This window comes from Acinetobacter sp. V91_7 (assembly GCF_031799075.1).
Lineage (GTDB): Bacteria > Pseudomonadota > Gammaproteobacteria > Pseudomonadales > Moraxellaceae > Acinetobacter > Acinetobacter calcoaceticus.
The window spans coordinates 563,862-586,237 of record NZ_JAVQNT010000043.1 but is presented as its reverse complement, the minus strand read 5'-3'; the positions used below and the strand labels follow the sequence as shown (position 1 = coordinate 586,237).

The following is a 22,376-nucleotide window of genomic DNA, read 5'->3' as shown; positions in this document are numbered from 1 at the left end:
CTTTTTATTTTTATGGTTTATATAAACCATGTTCGACTAAATGTTCTCGTAAAATACGACGCAGTTCTAAAACGGCTTGCGGCGTTAACTGAATTGAATGTCCACCTGGAAGAACTTTCTCAGATTTGGCACCTTCTAAGTGAGCACTCTTATAAGGGACAATACCATCTGTAATCACATTTGGATCATCGCTCTTGGTAATGTTTCCCATAATTGAGTGAAAAACCAAGCCTTTATGAGGATTAATATTTTCTGTAAGCTCCATAAATTTGGACTGATGACTCAAATCACTTGGTCCATTTTGAATCAAACCACTATCAATATTACTCAAGAAATCTTTAACATCTAAATTTTCAGTGGTGAGTGAAGTTGCTACAGCCGACAAAAATGCACCAGGTAGACGAATAACTTTACGCGCTGCTAATGTAAACCAGCGATCTGCATAATCTGTACCTCGATGAGGGGAAGCCAAGAAAATTGCACGATCAAAATTAGTGATTGAATGCATTTGCAATCGTTCAGTAACCATTGGATGTTTCTTAAAGCGATTTTGCTGACGTGTCGTCATTAGCTCTAAAGCAGGCTTGGTAATATCTCCATCACTTACCAGTAAACGGCTAATAATACCTCCCATACTATGTCCAACAAGTACAGCATCATGTGCGGCAGGATCATTAGGGTTTAAAGAACCAAAAGCTTGCTTAAGAAGGGCATAGGTTTGGAAACGGCTTTCCAGAATCGGCATATTAGTCGAATAGAAAACTTGCCAAACTTGATAATTATCTCTTAAAACCGTGTCACCCATAACATCATTAGTCAAAGCAATCCATGCCTCAGGACTACTTGCTAGGCCATGTACTAACACAATAATTTTCTTATTTGGGTTGTATGGTTCAAGCATATATAGGTGTGGCATGGTTAAATGCTGATCACGATCAATCAGACTTAAATAAGCCGCGACACCTAAATTATTCTCGGCTAACCATAGGCCGTAAGGTGCTGAAAAATTAGCTGCTAGAGGATATTGTTTGCCTGCTACACTAATATTATCGGTCCGGTATGGATCGTAAACCCGAATCACGAATTCAGGATTATTAATAATTTCTTCAACAGTGGTCGCTTTTGGTTCAGCTACAATCGTTGCAGCCAAATAGCGTGCATGATGAATATTTGGATTAACGCCATTTTTATAATTGTATTTAAGTGGGTCTAAAATATATTCATTAATATCCTCTTTTCCTGAACTCGGAAAAACCGCTACAAATTCAGATCCAAAACCATCACGACGGTTAATTGTTCTTAAGCCCGAAAAATTTAAATTATAACTAGAAATTAACTTCTCTAATTTTTGCCCAGCAAGCTGCTGGTGAAATTCGAAATCAATCGAATAGACACTTTTACCAATATGTATTTGAGGTTCTACTACATTTTTTTTAGGGTAGCGTAAATCATAAACACTCACCATTTTTGCGATGGCTTGATTATAAAAGTCTCGAATTTGAACTTGTCTATTATCAAAAATACGGTCATTAGGCTGACGTTTTGTTGAGAATAGGTAGGCATAGCTATAACGAATACTTTTATCCAGTAAATTCAACTGCTGGTCTAAGCAATCATCATATTTACTTTGAATATTCGTTTGTTCTTCTTCGGACTTATGTTTAGTAAATCTACTAATTTTACAATTAGATGAATCTGACAAGGCCATTGCTTTTGCCAGGTACATTTCACTTGCAGCAGATAAGAACTGTTCATCTAAAATTTGAGGTAAATTTTTGAGTTGATTTACACAGGTATCAGGTGTGTCAGTACAAACTTTAGCTTCCTGACCAGACATTGATAAAACGTTCAGACTGGCTTCGCTGAGTTTATCTTGTGTAAGAATGCTATTACGTTCATTTGCAATAGTTACATTCAAAGCTTGCTGTTTAACATTGACGACCTGGCATCCACTCAGAATTGAACCGAGGAGTATGACCGTCAATACTGTTTTGCTTCTTTTTATTGAAAACATTATGGTCAAAATATAGTGGCTCAATGGTAGGTAGATCATACAAATTTTAAAATATTTTTCAAATGATCAAATAAAAAAAAGGGCTGTCAAAACAGCCCTTTTTATAAAATTAAGATTATTTTTTTGGTGTTGTACTAGGAGTAGTTGCAGACATTGCAGGGTTCGTTAAAACTTGCCATACGTTCCAACGGCCTTGTTTTTCAATTTCTTGAATTAAACGATCAGCAATTTCCGCTTCATCTGGATATTTAACTTTATAGTTCTTAAGTGTTTGGATCGCATTTTTCTTCTGCTCCATTGCAATATAGTTATTTGCAGCAGCTAGATATGCTTCTTGAACATTACCTTTAATTGCTTTATCTAAATATGGAATGGCTTCACGTTGACCACCACCTTCAGATAAGCCAAAACCGAACCAAAAGTTTGCTTCCGCATCATCTGGATTAATTTTTAAAAGTCTTTGAGCATATTCTAAAGATTTAGTGGTATGAACAGTACCTAAATCAAGGTTGCGTGCAAGAACACTTGCTTTAAACGCGCGAAGTAAAATATCAAATGATGCATTTTCATTTGCAGCAAGTGTATCAAGCTGCTGTGTTACTTCTTTTAGTTTACTTTCAAAGCCCTTACGTTCTTGGCGGTCAGTAAAGCGAGGTGGGTAGTGACGTGCTTTGCCTTCTACTAACTGTAAGAAGTCATCAATGCTTGTAACATCAATTTCATTCTCACCTGCCAAAACTGCATATTTCATTGAACGCTGTGTGTTATTTACAGTCGGAACAATCAGTTTATTGGTGTCGAGAGTAAGCTGTTTGGTTGGATCATCTTGACGGTTAACCACCATTTTCGTTACCGGCTGTGCAGCAGCTTCTTTTAACGCAACTTCAAATGCTGGCGGTTGATCATAGTTAAAAGGATTTAGTGCATAAAAAGGAGGAGTAAGCTCTGGTTCCTTGAAAACAAAAGGCTCAATTTTTTGTTCTTTTACGGGTGCCATTGTACAAGCTGTTAAACTTGAGGTCGCAAGGATGATATATGCCAAAGGCTTAAAATTCATAGGATCTTCCGTTCATTTTAGTAAAGTCAGATTTGGTACTGGTAAGTCTAGGAAAAGCTAAACCGACATGCAAGGGTAAGCGTGTTACATTATGAATCAAGAATATTACGTTTTTGATATCTTGTTTTGTGCGCCACATTCACGACGAACTTCTTCAAGTATTTTTAGCTCTTCATCACTAAAAGGCTGTTCATCTTGGCTTTCTTTTTTGAAGCTAGGGTCTAGCTCTGATAAACGCTGGCATAAATTATTCATACGCGTTTCATTGTGCTGAATACGATCAAGCAAAACGCGCATACCTTCTAAAATAGGATCTGACTGATCAGCAGTTGTCGCATATGGGGCAAAACCAATACTTTGTGCATAATCACGGCGACGTTCTTCATCTTTATCTTGGTTCTTGTCGGTATCTTTATAGATATAGCGAGCAGGATTTCCAACAGCAGTCACACCCGCAGGAACAGCTTTAGTCACTACAGCATTTGAACCGACTTTAGCACCTTTACCTACCGTAAATGGACCCAAAATTTTCGCGCCAGCACCAACTACCACACCATCTTCTAAAGTGGGGTGACGTTTGCCTGTTTTCCATGTTGTACCGCCTAAGGTAACACCATGATAAAGCGTAACATCGTCGCCAATTTCAGCAGTTTCACCAATCACAACACCCATGCCATGATCAATAAAAAAACGCTTACCGATTTTAGCACCCGGATGAATTTCGATTCCTGTGGCAAAACGGCTAAATGACGAAAGTAGGCGAGCTGCACCTTTACAATCTTTTTGCCATAATTCATGTGCAACACGATGCATCATAATTGCATGAATGCCAGGATAAGTCGTAAGAACTTCGAGTGTATTGCGGGCAGCAGGATCACGCGCAAATACAGCCTTTATATCTTCTTTAAGCTGTTTAAGCATTGGGTTGATCCTCCTTGTCAGATAATGCTTTTTTCCATTTACCACTGGTTAGAGCTTGTACACGACTAAAAATACCGCGAAGTAAATGATATTCCATACGATCTAATTGTATACGACCAAACAAACGACGCAAGCGCAAAGGCAATAAACGTGGATTCTCTGGATCTAAAAATTCAATTTCAGTCAGCATTTTTTCCAGATGAGGATAAAACTCTTCCATTTGTTGCTGAGTAACCAAAGGTTCATCCCATTGCATGCTTTGACCTTGCACTAATGGCATTTCATCTACATTCTGGTCGACTTGGTCTTGTTCCAGAGCAGACATTCGAAGCTCATAACATACGACTTGAATCGCTTGAGCTACATTCAACACGCCATAGTCTGGATTTACAGGAATCGTTAAATGGTAATTTGCTAGTGCTAATTCTTCGTTAGTTAAACCACGGTCTTCGCGACCAAAGACAATCGCAATTTGTTGTCCTTGAGCTGTTGCTTTAATGGCTTCTTTAGCTGCAGGTCGCACATCCAGTAAAGGCCAAGGAATGGTGCGACTACGTGCACTTGTTCCAAAAACCAAATGGCAATCTTTAATTGCATCTTCTAGGGTATCTACAATCTCAAGGTGCTCAAATAAATCTTGGGCACCAGCAGCAAGTGCTTGTATATCTGGATGAGGATATGTTTTGGGTGCTACGAGAACTAATTTAATGAGTCCCATTGTTTTCATGGCACGTAAAGCACTGCCAATATTAGCAGGCAAAGTTGTATTTACCATGACAATACGCACTTGTGCTAATTGTTTTGACACGGTGGTGTGGTCAAACGAACTCATAAGATTTCCAGAAATTACGAATATTGAGAAACTTCGCTTTGGTATAAATCCAATGCATCGTCCATAGACATACCCGCAGGAGGAGAGGCAACAGCATGTGGACGAACAGGGTCTGCCGCTTTAGCCGCTTTCGACTTTACTTGATATTCAATATAAATATTATCTTTACCAAAATAATCTCTGAGCTTAGCAAGTAATTCATCTAGAGGAGCGACTTTCCATTGCGGACCAAACAGAAGCTCGGCTTGAGCATAGGGTTGATCAATTTGTAACTGTAGAGCGATATGTTGATGCATATCTACATTGCAAAATGGCAAGATCATGTTTTGCAGATCTTTTGCCAAAGTTGGTTGCATGAACTCTTCTGTTAATTTGATTTGAATACTGTTAGCACGTTTTTGTCTTATTTCATTTAAGGTGAAAGCTTTGGTTAAACGTCCCATTGGGCGATCAAAGCCTTCTCGTTCATAGATTTCGCCTTCGAAAACTACAACACGTTCTACTTGAACGATATCTTTAAAACGTTGGAAGCGCTCATGGTTACAGCTGACTTCAATACGTGCCGTACCATCATCAAGTACAATAACAACTCGGTTCGGGAAGTTTGCGACATCAATGACCAAACCTGCATAAACCGTAGTAACGCCACGACGCGTAGCTGTAATTTCATTTAGTTTTACAGGAATAAATGCTTTGAGTTCTTGTCGGTAAACGTCAATTGGATGGCCTGTTAGATATAAACCAAGCGTATCTTTTTCGCCTTTTAAACGAACTTCATCGCTCCACGGTTTTACAGGTTTAGCTGGCTTACGCTGAACTTCTTCAACTTCACCAAATAAATCCATAATACCGCTTTCACGGTTACTTCGAGCTTGTTCAGCAGCTTGAACAGCTTCAGGCAATTGAGCCATTAAGCTTGCACGTTCAATACCTAAGCAATCGAGTGCACCCGCACGAATTAAAGCTTCAAGAGTACGCTTATTGATTTTCTTTAAATCAATACGATGGCAAAAATCGAATAGATCTGTATAAGGGCCATATTGTCGACGAGAGTCAATAACTGACTGCATTGCTTGTTCGCCGACGCCTTTAATTGCACCTAAACCGTAAACAATCGTTTTATCATTACTCGCATGGAAGTGATAGGTCGACATGTTGACCGATGGTGGTAAGACATCAAGATTATTATTTCGACAGTCATCAATCAAGAATACAACACTGTCTGTGTTTTGCATTTCCGATGTCATTACCGCTGCCATAAACTCAGCAGGGTAATGAGCTTTCAACCATGCTGTATGGTAGGCAACGAGTGCATAAGCAGCGGCGTGAGATTTGTTAAAACCATAGCCTGCAAACTTTTCCATATAGTCAAAGATATGGTTGGCTGTGCTTTCATCAATACCTTTTTCAGCAGCACCTTCTAGGAAAATTTGGCGTTGCTTAACCATTTCCTCAGGTTTCTTTTTACCCATTGCACGGCGTAATAAGTCTGCGCCGCCTAACGTGTAACCTGCACAGATCTGTGCAGCCTGCATCACCTGTTCCTGATAAACCATAATCCCGTATGTTGGCTCTAATACACCTTCAAGAAGGGGGTGAAGATATTCAAAATCTCCACCATGCATACGGTGAATAAAGTCAGGAATAAGGTCCATTGGACCTGGACGATACAATGATACGAACGCAATAATTTCTTCGAATTTACTTGGACGTGCTTCTTTAAGCATCCGTTTCATGCCGACGGATTCAAACTGAAATACCGCTGTTGTATTTGCATCGGCAAAGACAGAATATGCTTTAGCGTCGTCTAGAGGAACATGCAAGATATTGAGCTGATCATTACTGTCGCGGTTTTTATTAATATTTTGGATCGCGTCTTCAATAACGGTTAAGTTACGTAAGCCCAAGAAGTCGAATTTGACCAGACCTGCTGCTTCTACATCGTCTTTATCATATTGAGCAACACGGTTTGTTCCATCTGCATCACAAAGTACAGCCGAGAAATCGGTAATTTTACCTGGTGCAATGACTACACCTCCGGCATGTTTACCAGTATTTCGGGTTACACCTTCTAATTTTAATGCCATTTCCCAGATTTCGCTTGCATCGTCGTTATCTGGGTTAGATGGGTTGGTCACAATATCTTTAAGCTGAGGTTCCATATCAATAGCAGTGGCTAAGTCCACACCGAGCGGTTTGGTAGGCACCATTTTTGAAATACGGTCAGCTAAACCGTAAGATTTACCCAATACACGCGCAACATCACGGATTGCACCTTTTGCTGCCATGGTTCCGAAAGTTGCAATTTGTGAAACGGCTTCGCGACCATAAGTACGCGATACATAATCAATGACGCGGTCACGTCCAGCAATACAGAAATCGACGTCAAAGTCAGGCATCGATACACGTTCTGGGTTCAAGAAACGTTCAAAGAGTAGATCGTAACGAAGTGGATCAAGGTCTGTAATTTTTAAGCTATATGCGACTAAAGAACCCGCACCTGAACCACGGCCTGGCCCTACAGGAACACCATTATTTTTTGCCCATTGAATGAAGTCCATGACGATGAGGAAGTATCCTGGGAAACCCATCTTGAGGATAATACCGACTTCATAATCAATTCGTTCATCGTAAGGCTTACGAATCTCTGGCCAATCCTCACCACGTTTTTCAACAGGGTAAAGATAATTTAAGCGTTCTTCCAAACCTACTTTAGATAAATGTTCAAAATAAGTGTCGATGGTAAAACCATCTGGAATTGGATAGTCAGGTAAAAAGTAAGTACCGAGTTGTAGTTTAACGTTGCAGCGTTTGGCAATATGATAGGTGTTCTCGATAGCACTAGGAATATCGGAAAACAACTCGATCATTTCATCTGAGGTTTTAAAGTGCTGCTCTGGGCTATACGTCCGTGGACGGCGATTATCTGCTAATACATAACCATCAGCGATACAAACACGTGCTTCGTGTGCCTCGAAATCTTCTTTTTCTACAAAGTGCACATCATTATGTGCAACTACACCAACATTATATTGAGCAGCAAGCTTAGCTGCTTCTTGAATAAAGTCTTCTTCACCAGGACGGTCAGTACGTGTTAAAGCAAGATAAACACGATTACCAAACTTTTCGAGCCATGCTTCTAAAAGGGGAGCAGCTTTTTGAGGGTTAGATGAGCAAAGCATCTGACCAACATCACTATGCTGGCCAAGTAAAACGATAATGTCTTGATGCTGTTCAAGTACCCATTCTTTTTGTACACATGGAATACTGAGCTGTTGTCCTTCAATAAAACCGCGTGAAACGATTTCGGTCAGACTTTTCCACCCAATATCACTCATTGCAAGTAAGGTGACACGATGTTGAGCATCATCAAGGCGAATTGTGCTACCTAAAAGCGGCTTAATTCCTTTTTTCAAACAAGAATTATAAAACTTTACCGCCGCATGGAGGTTAGAGAGGTCAGTTAATGCCAATGCAGGCATTTGGTCTTTAACCGCAGCATTGACCAAGTCAGGTATGCGAACTATCGACTCTGTAATCGAAAATTCTGTATAAATACCTAGATGAACAAACTGCATAAACCAATCCTTAATGCGACCGCAGCATAGTTTAACACGCAAAGTTAAAAGGAAATGGTTAATATTTTGGCAAACTGTTAAGGATTTTATTATTTAAGAAGAATGAGTTGAACATCTATTGTACAGATTTAATATAAAAGACATTATTTTTATAAAATATGACCAGCTCAAACTTCTAGGTTTGAGCTGGTTGAAAAACTTAGTACTGCCAGAACATGCGTTGAATTTCTTTAGCATCGGTAGTCTTGGTAAGAGCTAATGCTGCAAGAAGACGTGCTTTCTGAGGATTTAAATCATGTGCTGCTACCCAGCCATATTTAGAGTCAGGTTGTTCGGCATCACGCACTACAAAACCTTGTTGAACACGTGATGAGCGGATAATTTGAATACCATTCTTGTCGTGAAGATTTTGTAAAGTTGGTACGATATAGTTCGCAACTGAACCGTTACCAGTACCTGCATGGATAATCGCTTTAGCGCCAGCTTTTGCATATGCTTCATAAGCATCTGGAAGCATAGAGTCTGAGCCATAAACGATCTGTACCATTGGAAGTGCATCACCTTTAATATTTTCAATATTAAATTCTGAAGCATTTGTAAAACGTTTTACAGACTGTCTGAACCAGTATGGCTTGCCTTCAACTAATGTACCTAAAGCACCCCATTGGCTAACAAAAGCATTTGTGTGAATGTTAATGCCTTTAGTTACATCACGCGCAGCAAAAATAGAGTCGTTCATAAGAACCATAACGCCTTTATTTTTTGCATCATCAGAAGATGCTAAAGCAACTGCACTATAAAGGTTAAGTGGGCCATCTGCTGAAAGAGCAGTTGAAGGGCGCATTGAACCAACAATAACAATCGGCTTATCAGTGTGAACAACCAGATTTAAGAAAAATGCTGTTTCTTCTAAAGTATCTGTACCGTGAGTAATCACAACACCATTAACAGATGGTTTTTTCACCAGCTCATTTACTTGACGAGCAATTTGTAATAATTCCTTGTCAGTAATACTTTCAGAAGCGACCTGTAATGCCTGAATACCAGTTACATTCGCCAAATCTTTGATTTGTGGAACTGCATTAATTAAGGCATCAACTGGAACTTTCGCAGCAGTGTAAGTTGCACTGTTTGCTGAACTTGCACCAGCACCTGCGATAGTACCGCCAGTGGCAACAACAACTACATTGTTTTTTGCGTAAAGTGGGAGAGAGCAGGCCAATAAGCCCATCGCTAAACCTAAAGATTTAACAGTTTTAGTCAACATCGAAAATATCCTTATGAAGTGACGAAAGTAAAAAAAGTTTGTCGAATATGTCTGCTTTTCCTAAGCAAAATACATACCATGTAAAACATATTCGTAACTTGCTGAATAAGAAGCATCCCTGAATAGCATTTTGTTTCACCAACAATTACTTAGTCATTGCTTTTATTCAGCGTTAATAAATATCATGAATAAAATAAAAAATCTATTAAGTTTTTCTAATTTATCTCGATTTGTTTACTTTTTAATATAAAGAAAACAAATGATTTTTCTATCTTTATAAAATTAAAAAATAATGGGTATGATGGGGTTTTTATTTACCATTTGGTATTTATATAGTGTTGATTGTAAAAGTTATTATTTGTAAAATAAATTATATATTTTTTTTGGTAGAGAAGCTAAATAATAATTACAATAGTTTAATATAATTAAGTTGTAATAAAATGAATTAAAATTTAATCACTTGATGTTTGTTTCTAAGAATATAAATTCTATTTGGGTGATTTTTATTCTCTTTTTAAGGTTTACTTTAAGAAAATTTAATAGGAGTTAAAACGCATTTTTTGGTTCATTATTTAATATGAAAATACAGATAAATTTTTATTGTTTAATTTTAGAATAAAAAGAAGAGCAATTTTATAAGGTCATATAAAATTGCTCTTAAGTTGGGAGAGTGGGAGAAAAGAGAAACTTAAGCGGTCGTTTGTTCTTGAGTTGATTTAATTAATACAGGCTCTGGTAGTTCTTCAGTGTCAGTTACTTTATCACCTTCAAGTTTAGCAACTACGGCAGTAGCAATACTGTTACCTACTACGTTTGTTGCAGTACGACCCATATCAAGGAACTGATCGATACCAAGCAATAAGAGAATGCCTGCTTCAGGTAAATGGAACATGGTAAGTGTTGCTGAAATAACGACGATAGAAGCTCGTGATACACCCGCAATACCTTTACTTGTCACCATAAGCGTTAACAGAATTAAGATTTGTTGAGTGAAGCTAAGGTCAATGTTGTAGGCTTGAGCAATAAACAGTACTGCAAACGTGGTGTACATCATTGAACCATCTAGGTTGAATGAATAGCCCAAAGGTAATACAAAGCTAGTCACTTTTTTAGGTACACCAAATTTATTTAGTGCATCCATTACTTTAGGGTAGGCAGATTCACTTGAAGCTGTAGCAAAAGCAAGTGTTACAGGTTCGCGAATTAATTTGCCTAAGCGGAAAATATCTTTTTTAAGTACGATTGCACCAACAGAGAACAAAATAATCCAAAGCAACAGAAGACCGAAATAGAACTCTGCGATTAGAATACCGTAGTCAACAATCAAGCCTAAACCTTGTACCGTAATTGCTGAAGCGATTGCAGCAAATACTGCAAAAGGTGCAAACATCATGACGTAATCGGTAATACGGAACATGATCTTGCTAAGTTCTTCAGTCAAACGGATAATGACAGAGTCTTTTTCTTTACCTTGATTTACAAAAGCAAGAGCTGAACCAAAGAAGATTGAGAAAACGAGTACTTGTAGGATGTCATTGTTGGCCATTGCTTCTGCAATGCTGCGTGGGAAAACATGGCTTAAGAATGATTGTAGTGTAAAGCCAGTGGTCGCTGGGAGAGAAGCGCCACTAAGTTGTTGAGCTGTTGGTAATGCTAAATCTAAAGCTGCACCAGGTTGGAAGAAGTTAGCTAATCCCATACCGATGGCAAGCGATACAAACGAAGCAGTAATAAACCAAGTCATTGACTTAAGTGTAATACTTCCAATTGATGTAGATTTCCCCATTGATACAATGCCTGCAACAATTGTGGCAAATACCAGTGGAGCAATAATCATTTTGATTAAGCGTAAAAAGATGTCTGAAATAATGCTGAAATAAGAAGCGATTTGCTTCAATTGTTCACCTTCATTAAAGAAGTGGTGACAAATCCAACCTGTCAGTATGCCAAGTAAAATAGCAACAACAATATACTTGAGCAATTTCTTTTGCTTCATATGAACCTCTATCCATTTGATTCAATCATCCTTTGATGGGATTTGAATGATTGAAAGCTTTCCTTGTTAGTTCAGTTCGGTCGTTTTAACGATTTTATCTTCCTAGATATCTGTATCTGTTTAAACCGAATCGAATATGGTGATGTTGTTATGGAAGGGGATTGTTGCTCGATTTTGAAGCAGTGTGAAATGCAAAAATATATTGATCCATGAATTTTTTGCATAATGAATATTGAGAGAAATGCGAAATTACACACAAATTTAAACGTATGGTAAAAAATATATAAATGAATTATTAAAGTGAATTTAAAGATTAAAAGAATTAAATTTCCAATGAAAAACATTTAACTTCAAAGTGTTGTTTTAAAATAGCTAGAAAGGTGAAAGTATTTGCGATAATTATTTTTTTAAATAATAAAATAGAATTATCAAAAAAGGCATCCAATTTAAGATGCCTTTTTTGATATGCATTTTTTTAACGACGGTTGGCTAAGAAACGACCTAAGCGAGTAATTGCTTCTCGTAATTCATTTTCAGCAGGTAAGAAAACCACGCGGAAATGATCTGGAGTTGGCCAATTAAAGCCCGTACCTTGCACCAATAACACTTTTTCTGCACGCAACAAATCAAGCATTAATTTTTCGTCATCTTCAATTGGATAGATGTTCGGATCGAGGCGAGGGAAGCAGTACATTGCTCCCTCTGGTTTCACGCAGCTTACCCCGGGAATCTCATTTAGCATTTCCCAGGCAATATTACGCTGTTCGTATAAACGGCCACCTGGACGAATCAAGTCATTGATTGATTGATATCCTCCAAGGGCGGTTTGAATCGCATATTGAGCTTGAACGTTTGCACATAGGCGCATAGATGCCAACATATCTAAACCTTCGATATAGTCAGCAGCACGGCTTTTGTCACCAGTAATTGCCATCCATCCTGAACGGAAACCTGCAATACGATAAGCTTTTGACAAGCCATTAAAAGATACGCATAGCTGGTCACCAGCTAATGACGCCACCGAAACATGTTCAATGCCGTCATAAATAATTTTGTCGTAAATTTCATCAGCAAATAAAATTAAGTCATGTTTCTTTGCAAGTGCGACAATTTGTTCAAGTACATGACGTGGATATACTGAACCAGTCGGGTTGTTCGGGTTAATAATGACAATGCCGCGTGTGTTCGGCGTAATTTTACTTTCAATATCAGTAATATCTGGATACCAGCTATTTTCTTCATCACATTTATAATGGATTGCTGTACCACCTGAAAGATTAACCGCTGCTGTCCAGAGAGGGTAATCTGGCATCGGAATTAGCATTTCATCGCCATCATCTAATAGGCCTTGCATCGCCATGACAATAAGTTCAGATACGCCATTACCAATATACACGTCATTCACGTGCATATTTAGGATGCCTTTTTGTTGGTAATACTGGCAGATAGCTTTACGTGCTGGAAAGATACCTTTTGAATCAACATAACCAATTGCATTTGGTAGGTTTAAAGCAACGTCATTAATAATTTCTTGTGGGGCTTCAAAACCAAATGGAGCAGGGTTGCCGATATTTAGCTTAATGATTTTATGTCCTTGCTCTTCCATTTCATTGGCGGCTCGTAATACTGGTCCGCGAATGTCATAACAAACATGCTCAAGCTTCGATGATTTCTTTATTTCTCGAGAAGTTGGCATGGATTGGAGGGTAGCAGTATTTTTAGACATAGCTGGATTCACTTTTGCATATCGGTATAAATAACTTTTAAATGTTTTAACTGTTACCAAATTTAGATCGTGTTGATCTTTTAGTAATTCAACAATTTTTTCATGGGTAAAGCCCGATTGCTGATACTGTTTGATAACTGGTAATAGTTGCTGGAAAAGCACACTTTTTTTCTGAGACATGTTTTGTCCTATACAACCGTGCCAAACAAGAATAGCACCATCTTTGCTTCCTTGGAAGAAAATAAAACATAAATTTGCTTACTTTTGATTTTGAATTTTGCTTACTTTTTGCTTTCTATTGCTTAGATGATTAAATTCCAACAAATTTTACGTTCAGAGACTAGTGTTTTTGTGATGAATGGCGTAAATATAAAAACTCAATCATCAGAAATGTTTACATCAGAATAAAGGTGCATGTCATGGGAAAAGTCAATAAAACAGACCGGGAATGGCAAAGAGAGTTATCACCAGAAGAGTATCGGATTACACGACAAAAGGGCACTGAACCTGCATTTACGGGGCAATACTGGAATACTAAGCAACATGGTACCTATGTCTGCCGTTGCTGCGGCGCAGAATTGTTCTCATCAGATACTAAATATGACAGTGGTTGTGGTTGGCCTAGCTTCTTTAAACCGATTGAGGCAACCGCAATTGAAGAACATGACGATTTATCGCATGGTATGGTCAGAACAGAAATTGTTTGTCATGATTGCGAAGCCCATTTAGGGCATGTTTTTGAAGATGGACCACAGCCGACTGGTTTGCGCTATTGTGTAAACTCGGCATCATTACAACTGAAATCACAAGAAAAAAATGATGAGGAAACCTATCCATGAGTAATATTTATCAGTTTGAAGCTGAACTGTTAGAGGGTGAAGTTAAGCAATTAGCTGATTACAAAGGTAAAGTTTTACTAATTGTAAATACTGCGAGTAAATGTGGTTTTACACCACAATTTGCTGGCCTTGAAAAACTTTATGAGAAATATAAAGATCAAGGTTTGGAAGTTTTAGGTTTTCCCTGCAACCAGTTTGGGGGGCAAGATCCTGGTAACAATAAAGAGATCGGTACTTTTTGTCAGCGCAACTATGGGGTGAAATTCCCGATGTTTGCAAAAGTTGATGTAAAAGGACCGGAAGCTCATGTGATTTTTAGATATTTAACACGTGAAGCTAAAGGTATTTTAGGCAGTAGCACGATTAAATGGAACTTTACCAAATTTTTGGTGGGAAGAGATGGCGCTGTGTTAAATCGCTATGCTCCTACGACTAAACCAGAAGCTTTAGAAGCTGATATTGAAAAAGCATTAGCAAGTTAATGAATTCAATGAACGCTATTCCCCAAGCTTTTGAGTTTTGGCAAGATGGGCGAATGCCTTATGTTGAAACCAGAAGGTCTTGTCTTAGCCGAACATGTTATAAGTCTCATAGTCATCCAACATTTTCAATTGGAGCTATAGACGAAGGGAATAGCGTTTTTCAAAGCTCATTTGGTACAGCACAAAAGATTTCTGCCGGCACATTAGTCATTGTGCCTGCCCACATTGAACATTCTTGTAACCCGGTTCCTGATCAGGCTTGGAGTTACCAGATGCTGCATCTGGATATATCTTGGCTTAATCAATGGTACGCCGAGTTTCAAAAAGAGGGCTTTGATTTAAATTTGCCCCAGCATAGACCTCTCATTATTAAAGATGAAAATTTATATCAGGCTTTTTCTGATATGAATGAAACTTTATTTGATTCTCAAAAATTAATTCTCGAAAAAGAACAGTCGCTTATATATTGCCTTACACAGTTGTTATTACCTCATTTTATATTAGAAGAAATACAGAAAACTCAATATTTGTATGAAAGCTTTTTGGACTTGATTCATATTATTAAATCATCCGAACGATTTATTTCTTTAGAAGAGCTTGCCCAACAGGTAGGCCTTAGTCGATATGCAATCATTCGCCTATTTAAAACCAATGTGGGCTTAACACCCCATGCATTTCAAATTAATTTAAAGGTTAATCAGGCCAGAGCACAATTAAAACAAGGCATTCCACTTGCAGAGCTAGCTGTAAATTTAGGCTTCAGTGATCAGAGCCATTTTCATAAAGCTTTCAAAGCCCATACAGGAATCACTCCTCGTCAGTTCCAACTCGTTGCCGCGCAATAATTTACAAGAAATTATTTTTCTCTATTTTTAAGCTATTCCATACTGTTTTACAGATGAAACCGTTATGGAAGTTTTTTTAGTTATCGCCTTTACTCACTTTTTAGCTTTGTTATCTCCTGGACCTGACTTCTTTCTGATTCTCACCAGTCTTTTACAAAAAGGTTCGCGCTATACATATGGTGTCATTGTGGGAATTACTTTTGGTAATGCCTTGATTTTGATGGCGTGTATGTTTGGATTTATGTTGCTTGGAAATTTGAGTACGAACATTCTTTTAGTACTTAAATGGCTTGGGGCTGGGTATTTGGTTTATTTGAGTTACCATTGTTTTAGTGCTGCTCGGTCTGGCACCTTAACTTTTGCTATTGAAAAAAATGGTTTGATAGATCAAGAACAAAAATACCAGAATAAAATTAAAAGTTTAATGTTAGGAATACAATCTAGTCTTCTTAATCCGAAAAATATTATGTTTTATAGCAGCTTAATGTTGCTCATTCAGCATGACTTTAGTCTGTTTCAAAAATTGCTGATGAGTACGTGGATGACTGGGGTTGTGCTTGGTTGGAACTTATTATTGGTTCGCTTATTGCTTCAAAATCGGGTTCTAGAACAGATTAAACGTTCTGCTAAGGGCTTATATTATTGCTCTAGTCTGGCTTTTATATTTTTTGCAGTACTGCTGGTTATTTATAGTTAATGTAGTGTACAGCCTTTAGTAATATTAAAGGCTGTACAATTTACTTATGCTTAGAGAATTACTTTTAAACGCTTAACTACTTCTTCGCATTGCGCTAAATCGGCAACTAAAGCCATACGCACATGATTTCCCCCAGGGTTACCTTGATCTGTGTCACGAGATAAATAACGGCCAGGTAAAACCTTAATATGTGCTTTTTCCATTAACATCTTGGCAAAAGTTTCATCGTTATCAACTTTTAACCAATAATAAAAACCAGCATCTGGCTTTTGCAGAGGTAATAAGTGACCTAGTTCGGTTTGGAATAAATCAAATTTTGCACGATATTGTTTACGGTTTTCTTCAACATGGCTTTCATCATTCCATGCTGCAATTGATGCAAGCTGATGTTGAACAGGCATTGCTGCACCATGATAAGTACGGTACTGCAAATATGGTTTTAATAATTCTGCATCACCCGCTACAAAACCTGAGCGTAAACCCGGCAAGTTTGAGCGTTTAGAAAGTGAATGGAATACGACACAGTTTTTATAGTCATCACGACCAAGTTCTGCGCAAACTTCTAGTAAACCTGTAGGTGCTTGATCGAACCAAAGCTCTGAATAGCATTCGTCAGAAGCAATAACAAAATTATATTGATCAGACAAGGCAATTAACTTTTTGAATTGCTCTTTAGAAAGCACAGTACCTGTTGGGTTACCTGGAGTACATACAAAAAGAAGGGCTGTTTTTTCCCATACTTCTGCTGGTACAGCATCAAAATCACCTAAATAGCCATTTTCTTCGGTGCAATTGATGAAATAAGGTTTTGCACCAGCCAGTAGGGCTGCACCTTCATAAATTTGATAAAACGGATTCGGCATTACTACATACGGCGCGTCTTCACGGTTAATGAGCGCCTGAACAAATGAGAAAATCCCTTCACGAGTGCCTGATACAGGTAAAATATGATTTTCTGCATTAATGCTATTCAGTTTGAAGCGCTTGGTTAACCACTCTGCAATACTTTGGCGAAGCTCTGGCAAACCCTTACTATTCGGATAAGTTGATAGATGATTAAAGTTATCAATAATTGCTTGTTTAACAAACTCTGGTGCTGGGTGCTTAGGTTCACCAATTGATAGTGGAATCAATGGAAGATGAGCAGGAGTGATATCCTTAAAAAGCTGGTTTAACTTTTCAAATGGATACGGGTGCAATAACGACAAGCTAGAGTTCATTAAACAGTTACCAATTAGTTGAGTTTCAGTGCTGACAAATTTGATTAGATGCTTCATCTAATGCAGCTTTAAGCTTTTCCGAGAAGAGTTTGACCTCTTCGTTATTTAACGGTTTTCCATCTTTTTTCGTGACAAAGAAAATATCTTCTGCACGTTCACCTAAAGTTGCAATTCTAGCTGAATGGATGTCTAAACCTTGCATCATAAATAAGCCACCTACGCGTGCAAGTAGGCCAGGGTGATCAAGTGTTGAAATTTCGACCATGTTTTGCTGTAACGCTTCATTCAATGTAACGTCAACTGTATTTTCAATATCAAAATGACGTAGTTGACGTGGAATTCGGCGTTGCATGAGTCCTGGATATTGATCTGGCTGACTAAGCGCTTTTACTAATGCAGTTTTAACGGTTTCTTCGCGTTCAGGGTCGGTCAGCAATGTCCCGAAACGATCAAGCACAACATAGGTGTCTAAGCTAAATGCCGTACTTGCCGTGATAATCTTTGCATCTTGAACGTCTAAATTCATTTTGTCCAAAACTGCAACAGTGGTGGCAAAAAGGTTGGGTTGGTCACGTGTATATATAAAGATTTGCACTGCATCTTGGGCAGCTTTACGGTGAGCACGCAACAGTACTAATGGCTCTGGATTATCACCGTGTTTCAAAATTGCTTGAGTGTGCCATGCAATTTCATCTGCCGATTCTTTAATGAAGTATTCATCACCAAGTTCTTGCCATACTTTTTCGACGTCTGCCAACGAGAAGTTATTTACCAATAATTCACTCGCTGCAAATTTGGTGTCTTCAATCAGCATTTGATAGTCAACAGGACGACTTAAACCTGTACGAATTACATCACGGGCATGCGTATAAAGTTGACGCATAAGTGAGGCACGCCATGTGTTCCACAGTTTTGGATTCGTCGCATTAATATCGGCAACCGTTAAGGTATATAGATAATCAAGATGTTCCATATCGCCAAGTTTTTCAGCAAAATCTTTAACAACATCTGGATCGGAAATATCCTTTTTCTGAGCAGTTAGTGACATGAGCAAATGGTTGTGGATGAGCCATGCAATTAATTTGCATTCACGCTCTGTAAAGCCGTGCGCACGTCCAAACTCGATTGCATCTTCTGCACCGAGTTCACTATGGTCTCCACCGCGGCCTTTAGCAATGTCATGAAATAATGCAGCAATAAATACAATATCTTGACGTGCGAGACGTTGGAAAACAGAGCTTACAACAGGAAATTCTTTAGCAAACTCGGGTTCTTTAAAACGGTTTAAGTTGCGCAGCAATAATAATGTGTGAGCATCGACTGTGTAGATATGGAATAAGTCATATTGCATAAGCCCCATAATTTGGCCAAATGCTGGAATATAGTTTCCTAAAACACCATAGCGCTTCATCGCAACCAAAGTATCGTATAGACGATAGGGTGAGCGAATAATCGACATAAACAGTGCTTGATGCTCGGGATTATCTCGATAATTTTGATTAATGCGTTTTGCAGCAAGAATAAGTAAGCGTAAAGTACGAGCGCGGATGCCTTCAATATCCGGTCGATTAGCCAAAATATAGAATAATTCTAAAATAGCACTTGGGTGTTCTGCGAATATTTTGTGGTGTTGTACGGCAAGCTTGTTATCAACGATTTTAAAATGATTATTAACTTCTTCAATTTTACGTTCGTAATTTGGTAAGCGTGGAGTAATGACCGATTCGCTAAAATAGGCCAACAACATTTCATTGAGGGTAGAAACCTGTTGTGCGGTACGGTAGTAGCGTTTCATGAACTGCTCAACACCGTAATTTACAGGCTGACCTTCTTGACGGACATAACCAAATTGAGCCGCAATTTCTCTTTGATGATCGAACAAAAGACGGTTTTCATCACGTTTCGCTAAGCGGTGTAAGTGGTGGCGAATTTCCCAAAGAAAACTTTCAGCTTCTTCTAAAACTGTTAATTCAAACTCTGAAATAAAACCTAGATGTACTAAGTCATAAATGCGGTTCACACGGAAATGACGCTTGGCAATCCAGCCAATCTGGTTAATGTCACGAATGCCACCCGGTGCATTTTTAATATCGGGTTCTAAATTGCTTTCAGTATTGTTGTGTTGGTGGTAACGCTTAGCTTGTTCAGCCATTTTTGCATCAAAAAATGTTTTGTCTGTCCACGTTTGCGAAACAATACGACGCGGCCATTTTGCAAGTTGACTATTACCAGTAATTAAACGAGCTTCAATTAAAGTAGTTGCAACGGTTAGATCTGTTGCAGCTTGTTCAACACAGCTTTGGATGGTACGAACGCTAATGCCGGGCTTGAAATTGCCAACATCCCACAAAGAGGAAATGAATGTAGAAATACGCTTTTCGTTTTCTTCGTTAATTTCATGTTCTGACAAAATCATGATATCAACGTCAGAATAGGGCAACATTTCACGGCGCCCATAACCACCTACGGCAAAAAGACCTAATCCTGTCTGGTCGAGTTCGGCATGTTTCCATAAAAAGATCAGTGCTTCATCAACGAGGTCTGAGCGCGCTTTAATGACTTCTCGAATAGATTGCCCATTTTCATATGAATCCTGCAATTGCTTTTCTACATCCGTTCGCCATTGATTAATGGCTTTAATATCATGATGGCTTGTAACGTAGTTCAGCAATGGCGATGTATTGATCATGAAAATGGGTCTACCAATAAGTAAATATTAAGAGTTGGTTTTTACGCTTACCTGATCAGCGGTTTCTTTCGCTAAAGTACGAGCAAGATCAGTATTTTCTGCACGAGCAGTTGCCACACCCATACGACGTCGTTTGAAACCTTCTGGTTTACCAAACAGGCGTAGGTCAGTATTTGGATTGGCTAACGCCGTATTTAAGCCACTGTAGCTTAAGTTGTTGGCATCCACTCCTGCATAAATAACTGCACTCGCAGCAACACTATGACGAGCTGTGTTCACTGGTAATCCTAAAATTGCACGAGCATGCAGTTCAAATTCGCTTTGAAATTGCGATGCTAGAGTCACTAGACCTGTATCATGTGGGCGAGGTGATACTTCACTGAACCAGACTTTATCGCCTTTAATAAACAGTTCTACACCGAAAATACCACAGCCACCCAGTGCTGTTGTCACTTTATTTGCAATACGTTTTGCTTCTTCAAGTGCAGCAGGTGTCATTGGTTGAGGCTGCCAGCTTTCTACATAATCACCTGCATCCTGACGGTGACCAATTGGGTCGCAGTAGTGAGTTTCGATTTCACCAGTTTCAGGGTTTTTAGCGCGAACGGTAAGTAATGTAATTTCAAAATCAAAATCAATTTGAGATTCAATGATGACCGTACCTTGGTTAACACGACCACCTTGCATCGCATATTCCCAAGCAGCATCGACTTCATCGAAGCTTTTTACACGAGATTGACCTTTACCTGAAGAAGACATCACTGGTTTTACAAAATTTGGATAACCAATATCATCAGAAGCGGCGCGGAAGCTTTCTAGTGAGTCTGCAAAGCGGTAAGCAGAGGTAGGTAAACCAAGTTCTTCAGCAGCAAGACGACGAATACCTTCACGGTTCATTGTCAGGTTTACAGCTTTAGCTGAAGGAATGACAGTTGCAGTTTGGCTCGCTTCAATTTCAACAAGAACTTCTGTAGCGATGGCTTCAATTTCTGGAACAATTAAATTCGGTTTAATTTTTTCGATGAGTTGTTTTAATTGAGTAGGATCAGCCATATTTAGCACATAAGAAAAATGCGCAACTTGCATGGCTGGCGCATGATCATAACGGTCGGCTGCATGTACTTCTACACCAAGGCGTTGTAGTGAAATTACAACTTCTTTGCCAAGCTCTCCTGAACCTAACAGTAAAACTTTAAATGCAGAAGATTGAAGTGGGGTACCGAGTGTCACGCTCATGCGAATCATCCTGACAAAATTATTTTTTTAAGCATAGCAGAACTTATGATGGAGTTAAGCCTTATAACGCATAAAAAATGAATTTTGTCGGACAATTAAGAATGTACTTTATTTAGACATTAACTTGATAGTTTAAAAGTAGCTCATCTGCATTTTTACCGCGAATACCCCAATTTTCTTTAGGTGTTTCAAAAATCGTAATTTCGATATCTTGAGGCGCTATTTTGCATTGTTCTTCAATATTGCGAAATAATGTTTGGATGAGTCTCTTTTTCGTTTCTGTACTACGACCTATAAACATTGAAAGCTCAATGATGATGTAGTGTTGGCTACGGTCAGAAGGATAAATAAAGTTTCCCGGTTTAAGGCTAATAAAACGTTGAAATCTTTTCTCAACCGGATATTTCAATTCTTCAATGAGGGCTTGATGTATGGCATGAGAAAGTAATTCTCGATATTGCATAATCGTTTGTTCATTTGCGTAAATTTTAATTTGTGACATTTTTATCTCTAATAGGTAGATGAAGTTATCTTTTTAATCAATTCAAAAAATTAGATTTTTCATACCAGAAGTTTCAATCTTAAACGCTTCTGGCTAGGTTTTAGTGTATATAAGGAAGATGAGTTTATCTATTTATAAAGGTAAATAAGTATAGATCAGGCCATAAACAATTGCGGCAGTTAAAGTTGCTGGAACAATTTTCTTAAATTTAAAATAAAGGCCTGCTAAAACCAGAAAACCGATAAGCATGGCGAAACTCTTGTCTGGATTTTCAAGAAGTGGTGGAAGGGTCGCAACCACAAGCATGGCGCTAATTGCAGATATACCAATGCTTCCCAAAGCAATTTTTAACCAGACTGAACCGCGTCTTTGCTGTGTACCTTGCAGCTTTTGTATAACAAAGAATGGTCCAAAACGTGAGGCGAAATTAGCAATACCCACAATTATGCCGACCAGAATAATCTCTAGGTTCATT

At 38.4% G+C, this 22,376-nt stretch carries 17 protein-coding genes; 4 read left to right on the top strand and 13 right to left on the bottom strand.

Annotation, left to right across the window (positions count from 1 at the left end):
• Positions 1-10: 10 nt before the first annotated feature.
• The 8 genes from RMB03_RS17775 to RMB03_RS17740 all read right to left on the bottom strand — a co-directional run bounded on the left by RMB03_RS17775 (position 11) and on the right by RMB03_RS17740 (position 13,571).
• Positions 11-2,014 carry an alpha/beta fold hydrolase gene (locus RMB03_RS17775; RefSeq protein ID WP_311077105.1) on the bottom strand — a complete coding sequence of 668 codons (2,004 nt, stop codon included), beginning with the start codon at positions 2,012-2,014 and terminating at the stop codon, positions 11-13.
• 115 nt (positions 2,015-2,129) lie between these two features.
• Positions 2,130-3,071, bottom strand: a complete 942-nt coding sequence (locus tag RMB03_RS17770) for an ABUW_2363 family tetratricopeptide repeat lipoprotein (protein WP_005041285.1) — start codon at positions 3,069-3,071, stop codon at positions 2,130-2,132.
• A 105-nt stretch (positions 3,072-3,176) separates the two neighbouring features.
• Positions 3,177-3,992: a serine O-acetyltransferase gene (gene cysE / locus RMB03_RS17765; RefSeq protein WP_017390494.1), complete on the bottom strand. Its 816-nt coding sequence runs from the start codon at positions 3,990-3,992 to the stop codon at positions 3,177-3,179.
• On the bottom strand, positions 3,985-4,824 hold the full coding sequence (locus RMB03_RS17760; RefSeq protein ID WP_231763576.1) for an RNA methyltransferase: 840 nt from the start codon (positions 4,822-4,824) through the stop codon (positions 3,985-3,987). Before RMB03_RS17760 ends, cysE begins: the two co-directional genes overlap by 8 nt.
• A 14-nt stretch (positions 4,825-4,838) precedes the next feature.
• Positions 4,839-8,402: a DNA polymerase III subunit alpha gene (gene dnaE / locus RMB03_RS17755; protein ID WP_005041278.1), complete on the bottom strand. Its 3,564-nt coding sequence runs from the start codon at positions 8,400-8,402 to the stop codon at positions 4,839-4,841.
• Positions 8,403-8,601: 199 nt separating this feature from the next.
• Positions 8,602-9,669 carry a type II asparaginase gene (locus RMB03_RS17750; protein WP_311077103.1) on the bottom strand — a complete coding sequence of 356 codons (1,068 nt, stop codon included), beginning with the start codon at positions 9,667-9,669 and terminating at the stop codon, positions 8,602-8,604.
• A 688-nt stretch (positions 9,670-10,357) separates the two neighbouring features.
• Positions 10,358-11,665, bottom strand: a complete 1,308-nt coding sequence (locus RMB03_RS17745; RefSeq protein WP_311077102.1) for a dicarboxylate/amino acid:cation symporter — start codon at positions 11,663-11,665, stop codon at positions 10,358-10,360.
• A 475-nt stretch (positions 11,666-12,140) separates the two neighbouring features.
• A complete protein-coding gene (locus RMB03_RS17740; RefSeq protein ID WP_017390498.1) occupies positions 12,141-13,571 on the bottom strand; it encodes a pyridoxal phosphate-dependent aminotransferase in 1,431 nt (476 codons plus the stop codon).
• Positions 13,572-13,810: 239 nt separating this feature from the next.
• Between RMB03_RS17740 and msrB the strand changes: the two genes are divergently transcribed.
• The 4 genes from msrB to RMB03_RS17720 all read left to right on the top strand — a co-directional run bounded on the left by msrB (position 13,811) and on the right by RMB03_RS17720 (position 16,254).
• Entirely contained in the window at positions 13,811-14,230 is a 420-nt protein-coding gene (gene msrB / locus RMB03_RS17735; protein ID WP_005041267.1) for a peptide-methionine (R)-S-oxide reductase MsrB, read from the top strand.
• Positions 14,227-14,712 carry a glutathione peroxidase gene (locus tag RMB03_RS17730; RefSeq protein ID WP_003651303.1) on the top strand — a complete coding sequence of 162 codons (486 nt, stop codon included), beginning with the start codon at positions 14,227-14,229 and terminating at the stop codon, positions 14,710-14,712. The genes msrB and RMB03_RS17730 overlap by 4 nt, the downstream gene beginning before the upstream one ends.
• Positions 14,712-15,557, top strand: a complete 846-nt coding sequence (locus tag RMB03_RS17725) for an AraC family transcriptional regulator (protein WP_311077100.1) — start codon at positions 14,712-14,714, stop codon at positions 15,555-15,557. Before RMB03_RS17730 ends, RMB03_RS17725 begins: the two co-directional genes overlap by 1 nt.
• Before the next feature lie 64 nt (positions 15,558-15,621).
• On the top strand, positions 15,622-16,254 hold the full coding sequence (locus RMB03_RS17720; RefSeq protein WP_311077099.1) for a LysE family translocator: 633 nt from the start codon (positions 15,622-15,624) through the stop codon (positions 16,252-16,254).
• A gap of 50 nt (positions 16,255-16,304) precedes the next feature.
• On the opposite strand, the gene dapC is transcribed toward RMB03_RS17720, so the two are convergent.
• The 5 genes from dapC to ygaH form a co-directional block, all read right to left on the bottom strand.
• Positions 16,305-17,474, bottom strand: a complete 1,170-nt coding sequence (dapC, locus tag RMB03_RS17715) for a succinyldiaminopimelate transaminase (RefSeq protein ID WP_311077171.1) — start codon at positions 17,472-17,474, stop codon at positions 16,305-16,307.
• A gap of 25 nt (positions 17,475-17,499) precedes the next feature.
• Positions 17,500-20,163, bottom strand: a complete 2,664-nt coding sequence (glnD, locus tag RMB03_RS17710) for a [protein-PII] uridylyltransferase (RefSeq protein ID WP_003651309.1) — start codon at positions 20,161-20,163, stop codon at positions 17,500-17,502.
• A 27-nt stretch (positions 20,164-20,190) separates the two neighbouring features.
• Positions 20,191-21,408: a formate-dependent phosphoribosylglycinamide formyltransferase gene (purT, locus tag RMB03_RS17705; RefSeq protein ID WP_080632523.1), complete on the bottom strand. Its 1,218-nt coding sequence runs from the start codon at positions 21,406-21,408 to the stop codon at positions 20,191-20,193.
• Between the two features lie 103 nt (positions 21,409-21,511).
• Positions 21,512-21,901: a tautomerase family protein gene (locus RMB03_RS17700; RefSeq protein ID WP_056479469.1), complete on the bottom strand. Its 390-nt coding sequence runs from the start codon at positions 21,899-21,901 to the stop codon at positions 21,512-21,514.
• A gap of 132 nt (positions 21,902-22,033) precedes the next feature.
• A complete protein-coding gene (gene ygaH, locus RMB03_RS17695) occupies positions 22,034-22,375 on the bottom strand; it encodes an L-valine transporter subunit YgaH (RefSeq protein ID WP_003651314.1) in 342 nt (113 codons plus the stop codon).
• Position 22,376 lies beyond the last annotated feature (1 nt).

Bases quoted from the DNA above. Each gene is read 5' to 3' on its own strand.
- RMB03_RS17775 (WP_311077105.1), bottom strand. From the start codon at position 2,014: ATGTTTTCAATAAAAAGAAGCAAAACAGTATTGACGGTCATACTCCTC.
- RMB03_RS17770 (WP_005041285.1), bottom strand. From the start codon at position 3,071: ATGAATTTTAAGCCTTTGGCATATATCATCCTTGCGACCTCAAGTTTA.
- cysE (WP_017390494.1), bottom strand. From the start codon at position 3,992: ATGCTTAAACAGCTTAAAGAAGATATAAAGGCTGTATTTGCGCGTGAT.
- RMB03_RS17760 (WP_231763576.1), bottom strand. From the start codon at position 4,824: ATGAGTTCGTTTGACCACACCACCGTGTCAAAACAATTAGCACAAGTG.
- dnaE (WP_005041278.1), bottom strand. From the start codon at position 8,402: ATGCAGTTTGTTCATCTAGGTATTTATACAGAATTTTCGATTACAGAG.
- RMB03_RS17750 (WP_311077103.1), bottom strand. From the start codon at position 9,669: ATGTTGACTAAAACTGTTAAATCTTTAGGTTTAGCGATGGGCTTATTG.
- RMB03_RS17745 (WP_311077102.1), bottom strand. From the start codon at position 11,665: ATGAAGCAAAAGAAATTGCTCAAGTATATTGTTGTTGCTATTTTACTT.
- RMB03_RS17740 (WP_017390498.1), bottom strand. From the start codon at position 13,571: ATGTCTCAGAAAAAAAGTGTGCTTTTCCAGCAACTATTACCAGTTATC.
- msrB (WP_005041267.1), top strand. From the start codon at position 13,811: ATGGGAAAAGTCAATAAAACAGACCGGGAATGGCAAAGAGAGTTATCA.
- RMB03_RS17730 (WP_003651303.1), top strand. From the start codon at position 14,227: ATGAGTAATATTTATCAGTTTGAAGCTGAACTGTTAGAGGGTGAAGTT.
- RMB03_RS17725 (WP_311077100.1), top strand. From the start codon at position 14,712: ATGAATTCAATGAACGCTATTCCCCAAGCTTTTGAGTTTTGGCAAGAT.
- RMB03_RS17720 (WP_311077099.1), top strand. From the start codon at position 15,622: ATGGAAGTTTTTTTAGTTATCGCCTTTACTCACTTTTTAGCTTTGTTA.
- dapC (WP_311077171.1), bottom strand. From the start codon at position 17,474: ATGAACTCTAGCTTGTCGTTATTGCACCCGTATCCATTTGAAAAGTTA.
- glnD (WP_003651309.1), bottom strand. From the start codon at position 20,163: ATGATCAATACATCGCCATTGCTGAACTACGTTACAAGCCATCATGAT.
- purT (WP_080632523.1), bottom strand. From the start codon at position 21,408: ATGATTCGCATGAGCGTGACACTCGGTACCCCACTTCAATCTTCTGCA.
- RMB03_RS17700 (WP_056479469.1), bottom strand. From the start codon at position 21,901: ATGTCACAAATTAAAATTTACGCAAATGAACAAACGATTATGCAATAT.
- ygaH (WP_003651314.1), bottom strand. From the start codon at position 22,375: ATGAACCTAGAGATTATTCTGGTCGGCATAATTGTGGGTATTGCTAAT.